This is a genomic window from Micromonospora sp. CB01531 (assembly GCF_001905095.1).
Lineage (GTDB): Bacteria > Actinomycetota > Actinomycetes > Mycobacteriales > Micromonosporaceae > Micromonospora.
Map to the genome: position 1 here is coordinate 1 of NZ_LWLS01000066.1, position 19965 is coordinate 19965.

The 19965-nt window shown below is 68.3% G+C and carries 24 protein-coding genes; 9 read left to right on the top strand and 15 right to left on the bottom strand.

What is annotated here, in order from left to right; all coding sequences use genetic code 11:
* On the bottom strand, nucleotides 1-586 hold a 586-nt coding region (locus A6A27_RS43155), incomplete at its 3' end, for an RNA polymerase sigma factor (RefSeq protein WP_143194018.1).
* On the opposite strand from A6A27_RS43155, the gene A6A27_RS16180 reads away from it, so the two are divergent.
* Genes A6A27_RS16180 through A6A27_RS16190 form a run of 3 tightly spaced genes read left to right on the top strand, consistent with a single transcriptional unit; the run spans nucleotide 585 to nucleotide 2850 of the window.
* Nucleotides 585-1310 (top strand): hypothetical protein, encoded by a 726-nt coding sequence (locus A6A27_RS16180; RefSeq protein ID WP_073835452.1) that lies wholly within the window; start codon nucleotides 585-587, stop codon nucleotides 1308-1310. The two genes, A6A27_RS43155 and A6A27_RS16180, sit on opposite strands and share 2 nt — an antisense overlap.
* Nucleotides 1307-1669, top strand: coding sequence for a transcriptional regulator (locus A6A27_RS16185; protein WP_073835453.1), 363 nt, complete (start codon nucleotides 1307-1309; stop codon nucleotides 1667-1669). Before A6A27_RS16180 ends, A6A27_RS16185 begins: the two co-directional genes overlap by 4 nt.
* Nucleotides 1666-2850 carry an alpha/beta hydrolase family protein gene (locus tag A6A27_RS16190; RefSeq protein WP_073835454.1) on the top strand — a complete coding sequence of 395 codons (1185 nt, stop codon included), beginning with the start codon at nucleotides 1666-1668 and terminating at the stop codon, nucleotides 2848-2850. The genes A6A27_RS16185 and A6A27_RS16190 overlap by 4 nt, the downstream gene beginning before the upstream one ends.
* A 127-nt stretch (nucleotides 2851-2977) precedes the next feature.
* Here A6A27_RS16190 and A6A27_RS16195 read toward each other — a convergent pair whose 3' ends face one another.
* The 3 genes from A6A27_RS16195 to A6A27_RS16205 all read right to left on the bottom strand — a co-directional run bounded on the left by A6A27_RS16195 (nucleotide 2978) and on the right by A6A27_RS16205 (nucleotide 5373).
* Nucleotides 2978-3424: a GNAT family N-acetyltransferase gene (locus A6A27_RS16195; RefSeq protein WP_073835455.1), complete on the bottom strand. Its 447-nt coding sequence runs from the start codon at nucleotides 3422-3424 to the stop codon at nucleotides 2978-2980.
* On the bottom strand, nucleotides 3424-4266 hold the full coding sequence (locus A6A27_RS45010; RefSeq protein WP_073835456.1) for a hypothetical protein: 843 nt from the start codon (nucleotides 4264-4266) through the stop codon (nucleotides 3424-3426). The genes A6A27_RS16195 and A6A27_RS45010 overlap by 1 nt, the downstream gene beginning before the upstream one ends.
* A 468-nt stretch (nucleotides 4267-4734) precedes the next feature.
* On the bottom strand, nucleotides 4735-5373 hold the full coding sequence (locus A6A27_RS16205) for a TetR/AcrR family transcriptional regulator (protein WP_073835457.1): 639 nt from the start codon (nucleotides 5371-5373) through the stop codon (nucleotides 4735-4737).
* A gap of 52 nt (nucleotides 5374-5425) precedes the next feature.
* Between A6A27_RS16205 and A6A27_RS16210 the strand changes: the two genes are divergently transcribed.
* From A6A27_RS16210 to A6A27_RS16220, 3 genes are all read left to right on the top strand, one after another.
* Nucleotides 5426-6559 (top strand): FAD-dependent monooxygenase, encoded by a 1134-nt coding sequence (locus A6A27_RS16210; protein ID WP_073835458.1) that lies wholly within the window; start codon nucleotides 5426-5428, stop codon nucleotides 6557-6559.
* A 281-nt stretch (nucleotides 6560-6840) separates the two neighbouring features.
* On the top strand, nucleotides 6841-7284 hold the full coding sequence (locus tag A6A27_RS47455; protein WP_198940336.1) for a hypothetical protein: 444 nt from the start codon (nucleotides 6841-6843) through the stop codon (nucleotides 7282-7284).
* 272 nt (nucleotides 7285-7556) lie between these two features.
* Nucleotides 7557-8102 carry a hypothetical protein gene (locus tag A6A27_RS16220; RefSeq protein WP_143194019.1) on the top strand — a complete coding sequence of 182 codons (546 nt, stop codon included), beginning with the start codon at nucleotides 7557-7559 and terminating at the stop codon, nucleotides 8100-8102.
* 87 nt (nucleotides 8103-8189) lie between these two features.
* On the opposite strand, the gene A6A27_RS16225 is transcribed toward A6A27_RS16220, so the two are convergent.
* The gene (locus A6A27_RS16225) at nucleotides 8190-9092 is read right to left on the bottom strand and encodes an aminoglycoside phosphotransferase family protein (RefSeq protein ID WP_073835537.1); all 903 of its coding nucleotides are present in this window, start codon (nucleotides 9090-9092) and stop codon (nucleotides 8190-8192) included.
* A 231-nt stretch (nucleotides 9093-9323) separates the two neighbouring features.
* Between A6A27_RS16225 and A6A27_RS16230 the strand changes: the two genes are divergently transcribed.
* On the top strand, nucleotides 9324-10199 hold the full coding sequence (locus A6A27_RS16230) for an alpha/beta fold hydrolase (RefSeq protein WP_073835461.1): 876 nt from the start codon (nucleotides 9324-9326) through the stop codon (nucleotides 10197-10199).
* A gap of 409 nt (nucleotides 10200-10608) precedes the next feature.
* Here the strand turns inward: A6A27_RS16230 and A6A27_RS16235 are convergent, their stop codons facing one another.
* The 3 genes from A6A27_RS16235 to A6A27_RS16245 are packed head-to-tail and all read right to left on the bottom strand — an operon-like array spanning nucleotide 10609 to nucleotide 12129.
* The gene (locus A6A27_RS16235) at nucleotides 10609-11286 is read right to left on the bottom strand and encodes a DUF998 domain-containing protein (protein ID WP_073835462.1); all 678 of its coding nucleotides are present in this window, start codon (nucleotides 11284-11286) and stop codon (nucleotides 10609-10611) included.
* A 16-nt stretch (nucleotides 11287-11302) separates the two neighbouring features.
* Entirely contained in the window at nucleotides 11303-11794 is a 492-nt protein-coding gene (locus A6A27_RS16240) for an SRPBCC family protein (protein ID WP_073835463.1), read from the bottom strand.
* Nucleotides 11791-12129 (bottom strand): ArsR/SmtB family transcription factor, encoded by a 339-nt coding sequence (locus A6A27_RS16245; RefSeq protein WP_241825282.1) that lies wholly within the window; start codon nucleotides 12127-12129, stop codon nucleotides 11791-11793. Before A6A27_RS16245 ends, A6A27_RS16240 begins: the two co-directional genes overlap by 4 nt.
* A 354-nt stretch (nucleotides 12130-12483) precedes the next feature.
* On the opposite strand from A6A27_RS16245, the gene A6A27_RS16250 reads away from it, so the two are divergent.
* Nucleotides 12484-13110, top strand: a complete 627-nt coding sequence (locus A6A27_RS16250) for a hypothetical protein (protein ID WP_073835464.1) — start codon at nucleotides 12484-12486, stop codon at nucleotides 13108-13110.
* 133 nt (nucleotides 13111-13243) lie between these two features.
* On the top strand, nucleotides 13244-14095 hold the full coding sequence (locus tag A6A27_RS16255; protein WP_198940320.1) for a tyrosine-type recombinase/integrase: 852 nt from the start codon (nucleotides 13244-13246) through the stop codon (nucleotides 14093-14095).
* A 103-nt stretch (nucleotides 14096-14198) separates the two neighbouring features.
* Here A6A27_RS16255 and A6A27_RS16260 read toward each other — a convergent pair whose 3' ends face one another.
* From A6A27_RS16260 to A6A27_RS16295, 7 genes are all read right to left on the bottom strand, one after another.
* Nucleotides 14199-14756, bottom strand: a complete 558-nt coding sequence (locus tag A6A27_RS16260; RefSeq protein WP_158073989.1) for a DUF4240 domain-containing protein — start codon at nucleotides 14754-14756, stop codon at nucleotides 14199-14201.
* A gap of 197 nt (nucleotides 14757-14953) precedes the next feature.
* Entirely contained in the window at nucleotides 14954-15298 is a 345-nt protein-coding gene (locus tag A6A27_RS16265; RefSeq protein ID WP_143194020.1) for a hypothetical protein, read from the bottom strand.
* 131 nt (nucleotides 15299-15429) lie between these two features.
* The gene (locus A6A27_RS16270) at nucleotides 15430-15795 is read right to left on the bottom strand and encodes a hypothetical protein (protein ID WP_073835468.1); all 366 of its coding nucleotides are present in this window, start codon (nucleotides 15793-15795) and stop codon (nucleotides 15430-15432) included.
* 24 nt (nucleotides 15796-15819) lie between these two features.
* A complete protein-coding gene (locus tag A6A27_RS16275) occupies nucleotides 15820-16578 on the bottom strand; it encodes a MerR family transcriptional regulator (RefSeq protein ID WP_073835469.1) in 759 nt (252 codons plus the stop codon).
* 10 nt (nucleotides 16579-16588) lie between these two features.
* Nucleotides 16589-17473: a DUF2268 domain-containing protein gene (locus tag A6A27_RS16280; protein WP_073835470.1), complete on the bottom strand. Its 885-nt coding sequence runs from the start codon at nucleotides 17471-17473 to the stop codon at nucleotides 16589-16591.
* Between the two features lie 916 nt (nucleotides 17474-18389).
* Nucleotides 18390-18800 carry a VOC family protein gene (locus tag A6A27_RS16290; RefSeq protein ID WP_073835471.1) on the bottom strand — a complete coding sequence of 137 codons (411 nt, stop codon included), beginning with the start codon at nucleotides 18798-18800 and terminating at the stop codon, nucleotides 18390-18392.
* Between the two features lie 200 nt (nucleotides 18801-19000).
* Nucleotides 19001-19963, bottom strand: coding sequence for a sigma-70 family RNA polymerase sigma factor (locus tag A6A27_RS16295; protein WP_198940321.1), 963 nt, complete (start codon nucleotides 19961-19963; stop codon nucleotides 19001-19003).
* Between the last annotated feature and the right edge of the window lie 2 nt (nucleotides 19964-19965).

Below are 19965 nucleotides of genomic sequence, written 5' to 3' on the forward strand. Positions count from 1 at the left end.
TGAACCGCCGCCCAAATGAAAGACCGAGGCTAGCCGAGGCATTCTTCACCACCCTCAAACGAGAGTCTGGGCCGAGGCCCAGCGCCGCCGCGAGCCGTCCCCGCACGGCCTGCGCGTCCAGCCGTACCGCAACCCGGTCGGCCGGACCGTCGACGCTGTCCCGGTCGGCCGTACCAGGCCGGTCCACCCGGGCCAGCGCGCGGTACCGCCGCGCCTCGGTCCGCTGGTGGCCGGCGATCAGATTCGACGCGATACCGAACAACCATGGCCGGGCGCTGTCGTGTGTGGTGTCGTACCGCTGCCAGTGGTCGAACGCGACCAGAGACGTCTCCGCCGCCACGTCGTCGGCCAGGTCGCGACCCAGCCGGCGGTTCGCGTAGCCGTGGACCGACGGGTAGTAGCGGTCGAAAATGGCGCCGAACCAAGCTGGCGCGCGTGCTCTATCCGGGGGGCTTCGCCTGGCTTGCCAGCCGAAGCCTGGACCTCGGCTCGCTTCGACCGCAGCGATGAAACAGGGCCTACGAGGTTCCCTCGCTTCCCAGTGGGCACTAGCGCCAAAAGGTTTCCTGTGCCAACCTATTGGCATGACCACTGATGCGGTACCGCCCGCCGGCGATCCCCACCGGCTGCTGTCCGACGTGCGCGCCCTCGCCCGCCAGGTGCGTCTTGACCAGCGGGTGACCTGGGTCGCGCTGCTGGTGCTGGCCGTGGTGACGTTCGCGGCGATCCCGTTCGACTGGTACTCCCTCAACGCCGACTGCGGGTCCGCGAGCGCGTGGATCAAGGACGTCAACGGCGGCTCCATGTGTCACATCACGGGCCGGGGCGCGATGTTCTACTGGCCGCCGGCGCTGCTGCTGGCGTACACGGCGATCGCCGTGTACGCCGCGCGGGTCGCCCGGGCGAGGGGGGTGGGCGTCCGGGCGCTGCCGTACGCGATCACCGGCGCCGCCCTGACCGTCGTCCTGTTCATCGGCGCGTGGTTGCTGTGGCGCATGTACTTCGCCAGCCATCCGGCGCCGACGCACCCGTTCCCGTACTGGGTGATGCTGCTGGACCGTCTAGCCGCACCGTGGGGCGCGATCGGGGTCGCGCTGCTGGTGCTGGCCCGGCTGGAGCGCAACGTCGCGCTGCTCCTGTTCACCGTCGGGTACCTGGCGGTGGTCCTGGTGCCGATCAACTTCGGCTGGCATCCCTCCTGGGGATACCGGGGGATCCTGGGGGCGTTCCTGCCGCAGCAGATCATCAACGGCACCGTGCTGCTGCTGGGCGCGGTCGGCTTCGCGGTGGCCCGCCGGGGGCGCCGGTGACCGCCGAGAACGGGACCCCGGACCCGCACGAGCCGCCCGTCCACCCGGTCACCGGGCTGGACGAGGTGGTGCACCAGCGGGTCCGGCTGGGGATCCTCGCCATCGCGCACGAGGCGCGCCGGGTCGAGTTCGGCTACCTACGCACCCAGCTGGACCTGACCGCCGGGAACCTCTCCAAGCACCTGAGCGTGCTGGAGACGGCCGGCCTGGTCGAAATCGAGAAGGGCTACGCCGGCCGGCGCGGCCGCACCTGGATCACGCTCACCGCCGCCGGCGCCGCCGCCCTCGCCGAGGAGATCGAACGACTGAAACTGCTCATCACGCGGCTCGAGACCACCGACACCCCGGAGGACCGATGACCACCGCACTGACCCGCCGACACCTGCTCACCGCCGCGCTCGCCACCGGGGTCGCCGTGCCGCTCGGCACCGGCCGCGGATGGGCGGCCCCGACGCAGGCCGCGCCTGGCCCGGCACGGCTTACGCTGCCCCCACCCACCGGGCCGCACCCTGTCGGCACCGTATCCCTGCACCTCGTCGACACATCCCGACCGGATCCCATCGCCGGCCCAGGGCACCACCGCGAACTGATGGCCAGCATCTGGTATCCCGCCGCCCGCGATGCCCGGCGCCATCCGGTGGCCCCGTGGATGCCCGCCGCGCCGATGCGCGCGCTGCTCATGTCCGCCGGGTTCGACGCCGATGCCGCGGCGGCGCCCCTCACGGCCGGCCACGAGGGAGTTCCGGCACTGCGGGCACCCGGCCGGCTGCCCGTGATCGTGTTCTCCCACGGCAACGATGGTCACCGTTCCGAGGCCACCATCGTGGTGCAGGAACTCGCCAGCCACGGCTACGTCGTGGTCACCGTGGACCACACGTACGACGCGTTCAGCGAGTTCCCCGACGGCCGGCTCACCGTCCCCAACGATCTGTCGTTCACGCCATGGGACCATGCCCACGACATCGGGTTCGTCCTCGACTGCATCGAGGACCTCGCCGCCGGCCACAACCCCGACGTCGAGCGCCGTCCGCTGCCGGCCGAGCTGGGCGCCGCGCTCGACCTGCGTCGCATCGGCATGTTCGGCTGGTCGAAGGGCGCTACCGCGACCGCCCTCGTCATGAACGAGGACCGGCGGGTGCGGGCCGGGCTCGGCTTCGACGGCCCGATGCAGTCGCTGCCACCGGTCACGGACCTGAACCGGCCGTTCATGCTGGTGACCGCGGAGTTCACCCGGGCCGCCGAGCCGAGCGTCGCCCAGTTCTGGTCACGCCTGCATGGATGGCGGCTCAACGTGCAGGCCGACGGCGCGCTCCACGGGGCGTACTGCGACCACCAGTGGCTGGTCCCGCAACTGGCGGCGATCGTCGGGATGAGCGACGAGGACCTCGCCAGCTGGGTCGGCACCCTCGACCCGGCCCGGGCGGTACGGATCCAGCAGGCGTACCCGCTCGCGTTCTTCGACCTGCACCTGCGCCACCGGCGGCAGCGCCTGCTCGAAGGCCCGAGCCCGGCCTTCCCCGAGGTCCGGTTCATCCCCTGAGGAGATCGCCTCGAATGCATCGCGGCAGGGTGGGGGTGTTCGCCTGCATGGCCGCTTGCGCCGCACTGTGACGCCCGATCGGCGGCATGAGCGCGCACCTGCCGCCCGGCTTTGGTGACCGTTTCCGTCAGGGCAGATCCCGGCGCAGGACGTAGTTGAAGCCGAACTCTGTCTCCGTGGAGCGGACGTCGATGTAGCCGAGCCGGCGGTAGAAGTCATGCGCTGTGATGCTCGCGCCGGTTTCCATGTGGTCGTAGCCGTCGATCACGGCCAGCGCCTCGATGTGGCGCATGAGGAGCCGTCCTATGCCGCGACCGGCGGCCCGGGGGTGCACGAACATGGTGTAGACCTTGTTGCCATCGCGGGACACCGTGCCGGCGATCCCGTTTGCTTCGGCGATGAACATCTGCCGTTGCGTGGCGAGTTCCTTGATGCGTTGTTCGGTGAAGTGGTCGCACATCCGCTCGATGACCTCGCTCGGATAGTCGCGACTGTTGACCTCACGCAGGCAGCGTTCGATGAGGCCCGCCACGGCGAGGGCATCGGCGTTGTCGAACCGTCTTATCGTCACCATCAATCCATCTTGCCTGCATCAAGCGCCAAGACCCCGGGGCGAAGCACCGGAGTGACCGGGCGCCATGATCGGGTGCACTGTATTCGACAGAGCCGCTCGTCGCCGCCGTCACGTTCTGGAGGCCATGTACGCGGCGAGGATGTAGTTGGGGTGACGGTCGAGGATCTTGCGCGCATGGTGGTGCGGGGATCGGCGTGACGGGCGGCGATCTGCACGTCGCGCAGGCTCACGCCGGCGTCGGTGAGCCCGGGATGGCAGCCCAGCAGGGTCAGCTGCGGACCGGGCGGCCAGGTCTCCGGCCGCCCGTGGAACTGGCCCACGATGTCACGGCACTCGCCAGCTTGGCGTTCCTCGACGGCGCCGCTCGCCGTCGACCACGCGAACAGCCGGTAGCCGAAGACGGCGGGCACGACGATGCCGCGACAATTGTTGTGGTCGTCACGGCGGTGGCCTTCGACGTCGATGTCAAGCAGACCGGACCCTTCCGCGGCGGGCCGGTGACCGACGACCCCGACGTCGAGCAACTCCTCCATGGTCTCGTAGGAGCCCCGGCACTGCTCCCCGCAAGCTGATCGGCCCGCCGTCCGTTGATGTCTTTCGTTCACCGATGGGCCCGGGACGTCTGCGCCCTCGAGAACGAAGTTGCCGAACCAGGCCGGCCCTGTGCCGTCGATCGCGGCGAGCAGCGGTCCGGACGGTGCGCAGCTCAACAGGGTGTAGCGCTCGTACAGCGGCTCGGACGGGAACACGCGGTCGACGAACAGGCCGTCTATGTCCGTGCAGTCGGCGAGGGTGGCGCCGGTCTTCTCGTCGAGCAGGCGCCAGCGCAGGGGGATCGACACGGACGGACCTTAGCGCCGGTGGGCGCACCTCACGACCGGCCATGCAGCCCGGGGCAGAGTCTTTGTCCGCTTCAGCTGAATGACACCCCTGTGCGGCCACTTCAGGGACCGACGTGAGCGAAGCCGGCGATGGACGGACGCTCAACCGAGCCACATTGCATGATCGGGAATCCGCTTCTCGGCACGACCGGAAGTCGAACTGTCCGCCCAACGACTACCGTGCGTGGCGCTCGGTCATCAGCACGACCGCACGTCGAGCGTTCGGCACGTCGATCACTCAACGTGACGCTCGGTCAGCGGCAGATCCGGATGTTTCGTGGCAGTCGCGACCTCGGCTGTTCTCTGTACGTATACCCCCCCGTAACCGAGAATCGAGCGCGGACACCCTACATGAAAATGCGCAGGTAACGGCCAGGCATCTGGCCGTGAGCGCAGAAGGTGCTGTCCGTTGGGGGATTCGTGTGCGGATCAGACTAGGCCGGATAGCAGCGCGGCAACCTCATCGGCGAGCGCGGCGTCGGGAGTACCCGGCCGGGAGAACGCCGATTCGACCGTGGCCGAAAGCAACCGCGCCCGCTCGTCACGCGTACCCGTTGAACCGACCGTGCGCTCGGCGTAGATGAAGCCCTCGAACACGGACTGGAAGGCGTAGGTCAGCTCCGGCGTCGCCAGATCCGTACGCACGAAGCCTCGCGCGGCTAGGACGTCTACATAGGATGCCATCACCATGTTGTGCCGGCCGCCGTCGTAGCCGGCCTCGGAGCCGACGAGCTTGCCCCACATCTGCACGTCGCCGATCACCATGCCGTACAGCAGCGGGCGGCGCAGGATCGCCAGGAAGAACTCCGCGGCGAAACGGTGCAGCAGCGCGACGGCGGGGTCGGCGCGCAGGGCGGTCACCATGTCGGCGATCGCGCCGCGGACCGCGCGGGCGAACACGGCGCTGAACAGCTCCTCGCGCGTCTTCCAATGCAGGTAGACAGTGCCCTTGCCGATGCCGGCGGCGCCGGCGACGTCGTCGATGGTGACGCGGCGGTAGCCGTGCCGGACCAGCATGTCGGCGGCGACATCGAGGATCTTCGTCTCGCGATCGGTGCGTGCAGTCACACCGACATGCTAACACTTGACCAGATTTCGAACTTGGTCATACGGTCAATGCGTGACTGCGAAGACCGTACTCATCTCCGGCGCCGGCGTGGCCGGCCCGACCCTCGCGTACTGGCTCGCCCGCAACGGATTCGCGCCGACGACCGTCGAGCGCGCCGCTGGCCAGCGCTCCAGCGGCAACCCCGTCGACGTACGCGGACCGGCATTCCCCATCGCCGAGAAGATGGGCCTGCTGCCCCGGCTGCGTGCGGCCGCGACGGCGACGACCGGCCTCGCCTTCGTCGACGCACAGGGACGGCGCAAGAGCCGCGTCGACTTGTCGGTCAACCGGGCCACCGAGGTCGAGGTGCCCCGGGCCGACCTGGCTGCGATCATCACCGACGCCGTGGCCGGTAGCGCCGAGTTCATCTACGGCGACTCCATCTCAGCCCTCACCCAGGACGGTAGCGGTGTCGACGTCACCTTCGAACGGGGTGCACCGCGCCGGTTCGACCTGGTCATCGGCACCGACGGACAGCATTCGATGGTCCGGAGGCTCGCCTGGGGACCGGAGACGGACTTCGTCAGGCACCGCGGGCTCTACGTGGCAACCCTGCCCGTCGAGCGCGAGCTCAATCCGACGACCGACGTGCTGCTCTACGGCATGCCCGGCCGCCTCACCTCCGTCCATCCGGTACGCGGCGACGGCGGCATCGCGGCGTTCATCTGGCGCAGCAAACCCGTGCCCGGCTACGACTACCGCGACACCGCCCAGCACAAGCGCATCGCCGAGCAGGCGTACGCGGGCGGCGGCTGGATCGTGCCCGAACTGATCGAGCGCGTACGCGATGCCGGAGACCTCTACTTCGATGCTGTCAGCCAGGTACGCCTCGACACCTGGTCCCAGGGGCGCATAGGGCTGCTCGGCGACGCCGCGTCCTCGGTGTCACTGTTCGGCGACGGGTCGAGCCTGGCGATGGCGGGGGCGTACACGCTCGCGCGGACGCTGGCCGAGCACCGCAACGACCTCGGGCAGGGCCTGAAGGCCTACGAGTACGAGCACCGCAAGCTCGTTGCACCCAAGCAGAACGGGTTCGCCACTGCCGCAACGCTCATGGTGCCGGCCACCCGATTCGGGGTGACCTTGCGTGACAACGGCGCCCGCCTGGTCACGGGCTGGCAGCGGCTGAAGGCCGGCGCAAGGTAAGATCAATTCACGGGGCACCCGCTGTTCGAAGACCGTTCGATCAAAGAACAGCGCCAACAAGAGATCGCGTCGCGAAGCGATGCGGGCCGTGAAGTTGTCCGGTCACCGTCCCCTCCATGGGCAACCTGACCAGCATCCGGACATCGGCATGAGCGTGCGCTTCGGCGTTCTCGCGAGGGCTTGGGCTGCGGGGCGGATGCTGCTACCGGCGTCACGCCGTGGCACGTTCGCACTGAGACAGATGCGGATGCCCGTGGATGTCACCGCCCGATGCTTCGTCGGTGCCGTACCGCATCATGTCGTGCAAGTCCTCGGCGAGTAGATCCCTCGCGGGGCCACGTTCCACGAACGCTGCTAACGAGCGGCCGGTCTTGTCTCCTGCCACGTCGGTCAGGTCCTCATCGTGTGCTCGTGATCGCCAGCAGCAAACCCACGATGGCAAACGTTCGATTGGTCGGACGCAAGTCTCGCCGCAGCAATCGCGCGAACTGGGCATCGGTGGTGACAACCAAATCACAGGCGTTCTGGAGGCCCACGCTGGAAGGTGTCGTCGTCGGCGATTACCGAACGTCCAGGGCGAGCTGGAGGACTTCCTTGTCCCGCACATCCGCGCGGGCCGCGTCCAGCCGACGGAGACGGTGGTCGACGGCTTCGACAACATCGTGAATGCGTTCCTGGGCATGCTGCGCGGCGAGAACGTGGGCAAGATGCTGGTACGCGCGTGACGCGGGCAGGAGCTTGGGGGCGATAAGGGCAGCGGCAGGGCGCGTTTGGTGAAGGTCTTCGCGATGTCGCGGTGCTATGAGGGAACAGGACGCTGCCGGTCGGGTACGACACGCCGGCGTACGGCGTCTATCCCGATGGGGATGGTCGGCATCGACTCCATGCTCAGCGAGCTGATCATGGTACACATTCTAGGCAGGCAATGGGACAGCAGCGACGCGTTGGCGGGCGCAGGGGGGCACACCATGACACGGATCGAGAAGGCGCGGTGCCGATGAGTGAGCCAGCCGACCTGGAGGCCCTGCGACGGCTTATGCCGCCGCCGTCGGACGGTGGTACGAGGGTCGACTGGGACGCCATCACCGTGTCCTGGGGCAGGCGGTTCCCGCCGGATTACCAGCGCTTCATGGAGGTCTACGGCGCTGGCATGGTGCAGGACTACCTGGCGATCAACGAACCTGAAGCCAGGGTCCCGTTGTCCGATGCTCAGCGGGACGGGATGGTGATCGAGACGGCGAATGCCGAGGCCGACTGGGAGACCGAGGACAAGGCGTCCGAGCTGGAAGGTACCTCTCCGGTGCTGATCAACTGGGGTGTCGACGGTACCGCCGACATGCTGTGTTGGGATGCCTCGGACAAGGATCCAGCAAAGTGGCCGGGCGTGGTCTACAAGCGGAACGGCTCGTTGTGGAGTCGCTACGACTGCGGCATGGTGGAGTTCCTCGTTCGGGTATTGCGGGCTGACTTTCCCGAATGTCCCCTCGGCGGCCTGTTCATGTGGGGCGTCGGTGAGGTGGCCTTCGAGAAGGGGGGCGGCTGACCGCAACCCTGTTCCGCACACGGGTGCTCAGGAAAGCCGAGACCAGGCACAGCCCCGCGCGCGGAGCCACTCGGCTGGCGGTAGCAGTCACGCCAGTTCGGCGATCACTGCGCGGACCATGCGGCGGCCGTGCTCGGCCATTCGGGGGAAGGTGTGCCGGTAGTAGTCGAGGCCGGTCAACGACGGTGCGAGGGCCCAACCGCAGGCGCGGCGCCAGGTAGCGTCGTCGTACCCGATCGCCTCCCGGTAGGTTTCCCGGGCCGTTCCGGTGAAGGTCCAGAGCGCCGGAGCCACGTCCGGCGCCGGATCGCCGAGACCGAGCGCGCCGAAGTCGATGACCGCGGCCAGCCGGCCGCGGTCGGTGATCAGGTTGCCCGGTTGCAGATCACCGTGGATCCATACGGGGTCCCGGTCCCACACGGGAGCAGCCAGACAGACGTCCCAGGCCGCCTCGGCCGCGGTCACGTCGAAGCCGTCGTCATGCTCGGCGAGCCGGGGCAGCACTCGGCGGACGGCTTCATCGGCGTGGCGCAGGGCGGACCCGCGGGTACCCGGTGGCTTGAGCGGGCCGCCGGCCGGCTCCACCCGGTGCAGGGCGCGCACGAAGGCCGCCACATCGCGGGCCAGGAGCACGTCGCCGCAGCCAAGCCGGGGAGGCGTGTTCCCCACGACCCACGGCACCACGGTCCACCGCCATGGATACCCCGCGCCCGGCTCGCCCACGTGCAGCGGAACTGGAATCCGCACCGGCAGGTGGGACGCCAGCCAGGGCAGCCACCGCGCATCCGAATCGGCCTGGTCGACCGCCCCGGCAATCTTGGGCATCCGGGCGACGAGTTCGTCGCCGATCCGAAAGAGTACGTGGTCAGTGCCCTCCAACGCGTCGGCTAGGGGCGCCACGGGAAGGCCTACCCACTGCGGACACTGGGCCGCGACCAGGCGGCACACCTGATCGGCGGTGGCTCGAATCTCGTCATCATGGATGGGCACGGCTGGCACGTTAGTGCGGCCAGCCGGCGTGGTGCCAACCGGTTCGGTGGCCAGCATGACGCCCGACGGACGCCGGCGCGGAAGCTGCTCAACAGCAGCAGGTCTGGACGATTTCGCCGGTGTTGACCCTTGCCATGTCCGCCCGACCGCGCGCTGATATGGGCTTATTGCCGCCTGCGACCCGAACACATAGCACTCCGATCCGTTCCCACCGGCCGTATTCTCACCGGCATGACGAGAACGCAGACGCACACCCTCGCCGCGCCCGGCGTCGATCTGGTCTACGACGTCCGCGGCCCGCTACCCCCGTCCGGCGGGCGCCCCGCATTGCTCATGATCGGCCAGCCGATGACGGCGGAGGGCTTCGAAGCCCTCGCCGCACACTTCACGGACCGCACAGTCGTCACGTACGACCCGCGCGGCCTGGGCCGCAGCATCCGCAAGGACGGCCGGTCCGACCACACGCCGCAGCATCAGGCGGCCGACCTGCACCTGCTGATCAAGGCGCTCGGCGCCGGTCCGGTCGACGTGTTCGCCAGCAGCGGCGGTGCGGTGACCGCACTCGAACTGGTCGCGACCCACCCCGGCGATGTCGTCACGCTCGTAGCGCACGAGCCGCCGATCAACGCGGTGCTCCCAGACGCCACGGCCGCCGAGCGGGCCCGGGCCGCCTTCCATGAGGCCTACCAAGCGAAGGGCACCGGCGCGGGAATGGCCGCCTTCATTGCGATGACGTCATGGCAGGGCGAGTTCACCGACGCCTACTTCGCCCAACCCGCGCCCGACCCGGCGATGTTCGGCATGTCGACCGACGACGATGGCAGCCGCGACGATCCGCTGCTGTCGAAGAACTCGTGGGCGATCAGCGACTACCGCCCTGACGCGAGCATGCTCAGGGCGGCACCGGCCCGGATCGTGATCGCGGTCGGCGAAGAGTCGGCGGGAACGTACACCGCGCGAACGGCCCTAGGCACCGCAGCGCTGCTCGGCCAAGAGGCCACCGTGTTCCCAAGCCACCACGGCGGCTTCCTCGGTGGTCAGTTCGGTTACGCGGGCAAGCCCGACGAGTTCGCGGCAAGGCTGCGCGACGTGCTGGACGCCAGCTGACCGTCGCGGGCATGCGCTGCCTGACACTGCTGATCTATGTCGGTTCTGCAGGCGCACTACGTTCAGCCCTGCCACGGGTTCGAGCGCCAACGCACGCTTGTCACACCTGCAACGCCCGGTCGACGGCATGTCTGGATGCCAGCGGGACGGCACAGGGATTGGAACTCGTCTTGGCCACGCCTGCGATGGCGGCGGCCTGGCGCCTGTGCGGCAAGAGTCCGGCCAGGGCGGACTTCACGGGCGACAACCTGAGCCGCAGCAGGGTGCTCGGGGTGGAGGACTCGTACTGCGCCAGAGCGCAACGGTGCCATCCGCGACCTTGACCCCACGTGAAGAATCGGCGGCTGATGCAACACCCGCCGACGGCACTGCACCCCGGCTACCACAGCGCCCCTTCGGACGAGTGTTGTCAGCCGGCTGGCGGTAGCAAGCGGAACGCCAGCATGGTGGTCCAGGCGAAGGCGAGGGTGACCGCGACGGCGAGTCGCATGCTCAGCCCATCCTGGCCGGGCCAGGCGACGAGTACGAGGGCGACGACGCCGGTGGCCGCGCTGTAGGTGGCCCAGCCGAGTTGCCGCAACATGACGGCCCGGCGGACGATCACGAGGCAGGCCAGCACTAGGGCGGCGAAGGCTAGCGGCGGGGCGACGGCGTGCACTATGCCGTGCCAGCTCATCGGGTCTGCGTTCCCCTTCGGGGTGCCGGGTGGGAAGCCGAGCGCCGGATCCGGCCGGAACGCCCCGCCCACGATCAGGCCGAGCCCGAAGACGCCCATCAGCGGCGGGGTCCAACTGCCTGCGGGTCCGGGGTGCAGCACCCGCCGCAGCCCGATGGCATACGCGGCGGTGAGCAGGCCGGCGACGATGAACGCGGACATCTGGATCCAGCCCAGGGTGCCGAGGGTGAGCAGGCTGATCGGGTGCCGGCGGAGGTCGAAGCCGTCACGGGTAAGGGCCTGCGCGGCCACCGTCACGACGAAGACCGGCCCGGCCAGGGCGCCGCAGATCAGTAGTCCCCGGTTGGTCCGGGAGGGCGGCGCGGCCAGCGGTTCCGCGCTGGCCGGCGGTGTGGTGAACTCTCTCGTCATCACCGTCTCCCTGGGGTTAGCCGGCCAGCGGTTTGCCGGTCTCCAGCAGCGTCTTGAGGTCGCTGAGCACCTCGCTCCAGCCGCCGCCGGCGTTGGGCACCTCCCCGGCGACCATCCCGGCCACGCTGGGCGCATCGGTGACGTCGTGGACGACCGTCAGTCGGGTGACGCCGGGGCTGCTCTCGTCGATCTCATAGGTGAGGCGGGTGGCAGGCTCGGCGGCGGCCTCTCGGCCCCATACGGGGTGCCAGGTCTGCACCAGCCGGCGCGGCGGGTCGACCTCGACGATTTCGCCCTCGACGGCCACTTCCGGCGCGCCCGCTGCTGTCATTTCCGGGCTTGCGAGGCCGCGGTACCGGCCGCCGGGGCGCAGCTCGAAGTGGGCGGGCGACCGGTAGCCGTACCGCTGACTCCACTCCGGATCGGTTATCGCGGTCCAGACCGCTTCTGGCGTCGCCTGGATGTAGATCCGGTAGACCTGGACGGTACGCGGCGTGGTGCTTGTCACTTGTCCTCCAGCTCGCTCTTGAGGTCGATGAGTGTCAACGCGTGGTGCGCGGTGTACTTGTCGATCCACCGGTCGTGGATCTGGCGGATCGGCACGGGGTTGAGGAAGTGCAGCTTTTCCCGGCCCGACCGGCGGGACACAACGAGACCCGCCTCCTCCAGCACGCGTAAGTGCTTCATGACACCGAAGCGGGTCATCTCCAGCTCGGACTCCAGCTCGGTCAGAGTGCGGCCGTCCCGGGCGAAGAGCAGGTCGAGCAGAAACCGCCGCGTCGGGTCGGCGAGCGCCTTGAACACGAGGTCGTCGTCGGGCACCACGTTAAGATAGGTGACCATTTGGTCACATGTCAATGGCGTCTGCACTGCGAACTCTCCGCCGCAGCTCGCGACATCTCGTTGACAAGCGTCCCCCGCCGCAGCACCACCGAGCTGAACCGCACCAAGGCCAAACACCAGATCACCGCCGGAACCGCACCCAGGTGTCGGCGTACGAGTTGCAGGGCAGGGCCGCGTACGCCACCGAGTACGCAGCGGCCATCGACATCCGCAAGCTCAGCGGCGAGCTGATGGTCGAGCCGCCACCCGCACACATATCGTCGTCTACACACAGTGACGTTCGCCGAGCCCCGGTGGTGTCCGGATCTGTCGAGAACAGTGCGTCCGACCTTGAGACGTGCGAAGCTTCGTCGGGTGATGATCTCCTCGGAGGTTCTGGCTTCTGCTGCGGCCGACCCAACCTCTTTAGCCTGGGACTTCATCTGGCAAGAGTCGTGTCATCAAGGCACCTGTGACCCAGCCAGCGCGGTCCTGCTGCCCTGGCTGGCTCAGACCTGCGCCGCCTTTGCCAGGGAAGACCGCGAGAAGGCCGTGGTGCTTGCCGGCTTCATCGCATTGGGAGCGGATGACGCCGGCCGCGCCGCATACGCGGACGAGATCACGACCTTGCGTGCGCTCGCCGTGGACCGCCTGCCCAGTGCATCAAGCGACAGCATGTTCGTATACCTACAGCAGGCCATTCTCGGTTTCGACGGTGACGAGATCTGGGGCAAAGAACTCGATCACCTCAACGATGGGGAAATCGACGTGCAATGCCCCGAATGCGACGAGGAGTGGCTGCTCGACTTGGAGTCCGAGGACTCCAGAATCGAATCGGGGCTGTCCTCGGGCCTGGCTAGACGTCTACATGCCGAGGCGGTGCAAGCAGGCCGAGGGTCCGTAGCCGCTCGCTTGACACGCCTCTTTGGTCGGTTCAGCTGTCCCGACTGCGGTACCCGTTTCAATCTGGCGGACCACTTGGCAGGCATCTCATACCAGTGACGCAGGCATCCGGATCTGCCGCTCCCGGCTTGCTGGCGTTCGTCACCGCTGGTTACGCAGGGTGATGTATGGCTGCATATTCTGCTCCGCTTCCAATGTCGTGCCGGCCGATCAACTCGTTCTGCGAGCCGCGGTGTCCGCCTTCCTGGGCCGCTACCGTGGCCAGACACGCGTTCATACCGAGTCCGACCTGCGCGTCTTCCTCCGCTGGTGCAGCGACCACGGCCTTGACCCGTTGGCTGCGGTGCGGGTGGACATCGAGCGGTACATTCGCTGGCTGCAGGACGTACGCCGGTATCAACCCTCGACAGTGTCCCGCCGGCTGTCGGTCGTGGTCGGCTTCTACCGGGTCTGTGTCATCGACGCCATCCTGGAGCACTCGCCGGCCGACTACGTCCGCCGGCCCACGGTGCCGGCTGAGTCGCCGACCCTCGGACTGGGTCACCTGCAGTTCGAAGCCCTGATCACCACCGCCCGAAAGTCGTCGAACCCGGACGACTTCGCCCTGGTCGCGCTCGTGGGCCTGCTCGGCTTGCGCATCTTCGAAGCCTGCGGGTCGAACATCGCCGACCTCGGAGAGGAGCACGGCCACCGGGTTCTGCGGGTGCGCGGCAAGGGCGGCAAGGTCGTCCTCGTCCCGCTGCCACCCGCGGTCGCCCGAGCCATCGACCGGGCCGTCGACGAGCGCACCAGCGGGCCGATCCTGCGCAACACCCACGGCGCGCGGATGGATCGGCACGCCGCCACCCGCCGGCTCAAGCACCTCGCCTCCATGGCAGGGATCCGGATGCTGAGGATTCACCCCCACATGCTTCGCCACACGTTCGTGACCACGATGCTCGACGCCGGCGTCAGCCTGCGCGACGTGCAGATCGCCGCCCGCCACGCCGACCCGCGAACCACCATGCGCTACGACCGGGCCCGCAAGAACCTCGACCGCCACCCCAACTACATCCTCGCCGCGTACATGGCCTCCGGGACGTAGCAAGCGCTTACGGCCTTGCCGATGTGCGCGTGGTGGAACCGGATCGTCGACCGGATCGCTCCGCCCGTCCGGCACGCGAGGCGTTTTGCTGAATGCTCGCGGCTCAGCGCCGGGTTGGGAACAGCGCGCTGAGCCGCGGTAGGCGGCGGCCCATCTCCGCTTCGTCGTCGAAGTCCCACTCGTCCCCGGTGGGCGCCGGGTCTTCCGGATATTCGTGGTGGAGTGCCCGCAACGCGTCGATGATGCCTTCGTTCTCACCGGTCACCGTGTCATACGCCTGCCGACTGACATAGTTCAGCGCTTCCCACTCCGGCCAGTCATCGTCAGTCCACCGGTCCATCTTCAGCCCGGCCAGCCGGCGCACCTGAGGGACGTCGGCGAGCGCGTCGGGGTCGGCCACCACGCGATCGAAGCTGTCCCGGCCGAGACCGACCAGCCACGGCAGGAAGTACCAGAAGCCGTCAGCGGAGCACAGGCCGGACATAATCCGGTAGCCAGCGGCCCACACCGTCCACGTCTCGGCCCGGCGGCGTGCGGCGGTGAAGGCAATGTCGAACTCCACGATCTCGGCCGGCGTCCGGGCCGCTAGCCGACGCTCGATCCACCACGCCCGGTCCGCCTGCCCCGCAGACTCCTCGATCAACACCCAGAAGCCGGTCACGCACAGACGATAGCTGTGATCAAGAAAGCAGCACGCCGTGGGATACTCCGAACGACCTGCCGTCCGTGATCGAGTCGGCGGAGTTCACGGTTGAGCTGACGACCATACGCACCGGGGACGGCCCCCGACGTCCGCATATGCCGAGATCAGTGCATCCGATCATGTCTGATTGAGTGCGCCGCTAGTTCGTCCGCCGATCACGGCCGGCGTGTCGGCCAAGATCCTCGCCGGACGAGGCGATCAAGGTAATCGAGCAGCTTCACCTCGCTGCGAGCCAGCCTCTCACGCTCGGGCGTCGGCAGATCGGCAAGCAGGTCCGGGAGACGTTCGTTCCGCGGTACGAACACCATGGAACCGGAGTACTCGCGGCAGATCGAGCACCACGCCAAGCCGACGCAGCGCTCGTAGAAGCTGTCGGAGGGCTCATAGAAGCGGTACCTGTAGGAGTAGATCTCACTGGCACACGCGACGGCGTCTCCATCACGGACCCCGTGAATCGTGCTGACTTTCGACCATGCCCACCGCGCAGATCTGTGCCCCATGACCTTGATCTTCCCTGACCGCGAGCCCACGCCCCGCCATCCGGATCTGCCGCTGACCGAGCGTCACGACATGTGACGGAGAGCGGCAGTTCAGCGCACCCTCGTGCCGAAAGTACTGCGCTCGGCGCGGGCTAGCTGACCCGGCGCTGGATGCGCCACAGGCCGACCGCCGCGAGCAGCGCGCTGAGACCGAGATACAGCGCCAGTTCGATCCATTGGAAGGGCCAGAATCGCTGGTTGGGCTGGGAGACTAGGTCCACGTGCAGGTCGAGCTTGCCGAGACATACCGCGGTGTCACCGAACCTGCCGGTGGCGCCGGTCTTCGGGGCGTTGTTGAGACACTCGTTGAAGGCGGCGTCGGACAGTTGCCGGCCGTCGGGTGTCAAGAGTTTGCTGGTATCCGTGACCCAGGCGTCCGGTACCTCCAGCCCCCCGATAACCGGCCCGCCGGTGATGCTGCCCAGCGACCGGGCCTGGTTGATGGCGTCGGCACTCATCGTCATTGCTCCGAACCACACGAGCTACATCCGGGTCCGCGCGTACGCTTGCAGTGCGTCGCGGACGAACGTCGCCCCTGCGGCGTCGTCGTACATGCCGGCGAAGCGGGGGTCGTCGACGTACATGTCCCCCAGGCATTTCACCATCTCGATCGAGCGCTCCCGGTCGCCCTCGGCCGTGGGGGTACCCGGGATTTGGCTCAGCCACTGGACGTGCCGGGCAGCCACTGACTGAGCGTGTTCCGATGTCGGAGAAACCCCGGCCTTCACTGCGGCGACCCATGCGGCGACGAGGTCCTCGGTGTCCTGCTTCCAGGCCCGCTGCTGGTCAAGGCTCTTGCCGTGCCACCAGTCATTACCCACTTGGAACGCGCGCTCGCCCCAGCGTGAGATCACCTCGTCCTTGTAGCCGTCGTTGAATCCCGCCAACATAACGTCCATCCGCGGTTCCGCCCCCGACTGCAGGGCCTCGAGCGTGTGCCGCACAGACCGGATCTGCCGTTCGATGCGGTCCCGTTCCTCTTCCAGTGCGGCGATGTGGGCACGGAGCCCGTCGCGCGTGTCCACCTCGTCGGCCAGGACCTCGGCGATGGCCGGCAAGCCCATGCCGAGCTGGCGCATGAGCAGGATCCGCTGTAGCCGGGCGACCGCGGTGGGGTTGTAGTAGCGGTACCCGTTCGCGCCGACCCGGGACGGGGCCAGGAGCCCGACGCGGTCGTAGTGACGCAGGGTGCGGCTGCTGATGCCGGCCCTCGTCGCGAGTTCCTGGATCGTCCACTCCATCGTTCCAGTGTTAACCGCGGCGGAGCGTGGTTGCGATGATCTCCGAGCTGTCGGCGTGCAGGGCCTGCGCCGCCGTCTGCCCGGTCGCGGCCAGGTAGGTGTCGACCAGCCGGTTGCCCGCGGCGTACCCGGCGCCCATCGGCAACCCCACCGGGGTGACACCGAGGTGCTCGGCGCCGGGGTCGCCGTGTACCCAGGCAGTGAAGTTCTGCATGCCTGTCACGTCGAGCCCGGTGAGCACCTTGCTGAAAACCGCGTCGTCGTGCAGGTGCGGCACGCCGATGCGGGCGGGGCCGAGCTCGTCGCCGTAGAGCTGGCGGGCGAAGGCGTCGGCCAGGCCCTCGCCAACGATGTGCTCGCCGACCGTGACGGTCATCGGGTCCCACACGACCCCGCCCGGGCTGTAGCGCAGGTTGTGGTTGAGCTCGTGCACGGCGGTGGCCTCCAGCCGCTCCACGTTCTCGGGGAAGGGCCAGAACGTGATGGCGATGTTGCCCGAGATACCGCCGAACCCGGTCAATCCTTTGCAGGGACCCATGAAGTGCTCGTCACCCGGATCGCCGAGCACGAACAGCACGGTGATGTCCGGGGCCTCCAGCCCCGGCGTCGCCTCCAGCAGTACGGCGAGAGCGTCGTCGAGCGCGCGTTGCATCCGCTCCCAGGCTCCGGCCGCCGCCAGGGTTTCGAGCGCGTCGAGGCAACGCTCCTCGTCGCGGTCGATGGGGAACCCGGACGATTGGAGGTGCACGGCCACCAGGTCGACCTCGCCGGGGTAGTAGCGGTACATGCCCCTGTTGGCCGCCAGCATCGGACGCAGCAGGTCAACGCGGTCCGCGACCGGGGCCAGCAGGATCCGCCTCATGGCGGAGTAGGTGTCAAGAACAGTGATCGACATGGCCCCGATGCTAGAAGTTGACGCAGCGTCAAGGTCAAACCAGCGGCGCTCGTCGTTAAGGTACGGCCGGTGTGCCGTCACCCAGTCCCGTGATGACCGGCGGTTCGCCTCTGCGATGGACTCACGCGACTTGGTCGGCCGCTGTTCCAGTGTGCGCAGCTCCTCGGTCTTGCAGTCGGCAGTGACGTAGTCCGGATGATGCCTGCATCGTCTGAGCGAGCACGCAACCCCATGATCAGGTGCACGGATCCGCCGCGATCCGGGCGCTAGCCCACGTCCACCGATTACCCATCGTGAGTAGCGGACCTGGGTCGTCGGGCCGGCCGCCATCGCAGCGTCCCGAATGCTTCGCGCCCCCGACCTCTGCACATTTGGCGTACCCGACTCTGCACCGGAATCCGTACGCCGACACCAGGCGCTAGCGTGGGCCGGTGGCCACGATGTCGCTGACCTATGCACCACCACGGGTGGGCTGTCTGCCGCGTGGCCGACCAGCAGGCGGAAGTCGAAGCCGTTGCATCCTACGTGACGGCCCCGAGCAACTACTTACCGCAGTCGCCAACATCGTCATCGGCGCGGAGACTGCACGCGCGGAGTTCGAGGCGGAGCCGGTCGTCTACCGATGGACCTTCCAGCGGCGCGGATCGGAAGTCGAGACCCGGCTTCTAGAGGTGCCCTCGGCCCGCCTACCCGACCAGGCCGGAACGGTCATCTGGGCCAGCAGCCAGTCCCTCGACACCCTCGCCCGGGTCCTTGTTCGCGCCTTCGACGCCGTCGCAGCCCAGCACGGTGAGGACGGCTACGAGACGACTTGGGGTCGTCCCTTCCCACGACGCGAGCTCAACGCCCTACGCGCAGCACGACACAAGGCAAAACAACCCGAAGAGACCCGATAGCATCAGCTCAAAGGGCACTACTAGTCGCGCTTGGGCCAGATGAGACCCTGATCGGTCCAAATGACACCCTTGTTGCGGCAGAGGCAGAAGGGGTGACCAATGGGGTCGGCGTAGACGCGGAAGCCGTAGCCGTCGGGGCCGACGCAGTCCCGCTGCAGGGTCGCGCCGAGGGCCAGGACGCGGCGCTGTTCGGCCTCGATGTCGTCGACTTCGAAGTCGAGGTGGAACTGCTTGGGGTGCTCGCTGTCGGGCCACTGCGGGGCGCGGTAGTCCTCCACCTGGATGAAGGCCAGTTCGATCTCGCCGAACTGGATACCGGCCCAGTTCTCGTTACTGCCCTCCTTGACCGGGAGCCCCATCACCCCAGAGTAGAAGGCTGCCAGCTTCATCGTATCCGGGCAATCGATGATGAAGTCGGTTAGTCGTAGCATCCCGCGATCTTGCCACAAGATCAAATGAGCCGGACTTGAGACAGGCCCTCGCCCAACCGATCATGACCTGGCGCCAATAGGTCGGTGCCCCCATCCAGGTCCACCGGCTCCCCCAGCTCGGGATGCGGCTGGTGGCGTCCGAAGCCCGGGAGCGGTTCATCGCAGCGCGGGTGCTGCGCCTGGCCGCGGTTGGCGTCGGGTCACCACTCGGGGATGAGCGGCGGGTCCGGTTCGTGCTGCCGCCAGGCTTCGGTGAGGCGGGCGAGGCGGGTGGGGGCGGCGATGCCGCGCACGGTTGCGATCTTGCCGCCTGTGATGTCGAACGCCATGGCGCCGACGACCTGGTCGCCGAGCAGGAAGAGGATGGCGGGGGCGCCGTTGACAAGCGCGTAGTGGATGGCGAGCGGGCCGCCGGCAAGTCGCCGTTTCGCGGGTGTGGGTTTAAAGCCGGCCCGTGCGGCGGCGGCGATGCGCTGCGGAGTGTCGTAGCGCAGCAGCGTCTGGGTCAGGCCGGCGCCGGCGCCGTCGGAGATCGCGGTCGCGTCGTCGGTGAGCAGCGCCACCAGCCGTTCGGTGCGGCCCGAGGAGGCAGCGGCGAGGAATTCCTCGACGATCCTGCGGGCGGATGCCGGGTCGACTTCGCCGCTGCCGCGGCGGCGAGCGGTGGTGATGCGGCGCCGGGCCCGGTGGAGGTGCTGCTGGCTTACGGACTCGGTGATGTCGAGGATCTCGGCGATCTCGGCGTGGCTGTAGGAGAACGCTTCGCGCAGGACGTAGACGGCCCGCTCGAGGGGTGACAGGCGCTGCATGAGTGTCAGCACGGCCAGGGAGACTGATTCGCGCTGCTCGAAAGTGTCGGCCGGGCCGAGCATCGGGTCGCCGGCGAGGAGCGGTTCGGGCAGCCATGCGCCGACGGTGCGTTCGCGGCGGGCTTGTGCCGAGCGGAGCCGGTCGAGGCACAGGTTGGTGACGACCTTGGTCAGCCATGCTTCCGGCACCTTGATCCGCTGCCGGTCGACGGCCTGCCAGTGCAGGAACGCATCCTGCACTGCGTCTTCGGCGTCGGCGGCGGAGCCCAGGAGCCGGTACGCCAGCGAGGCCAGCCGGTTCCGGCTGGCCTCGAACCGGCTGGTGTCGAAGCGATCAGTGGCGGTGCTGTCCACGC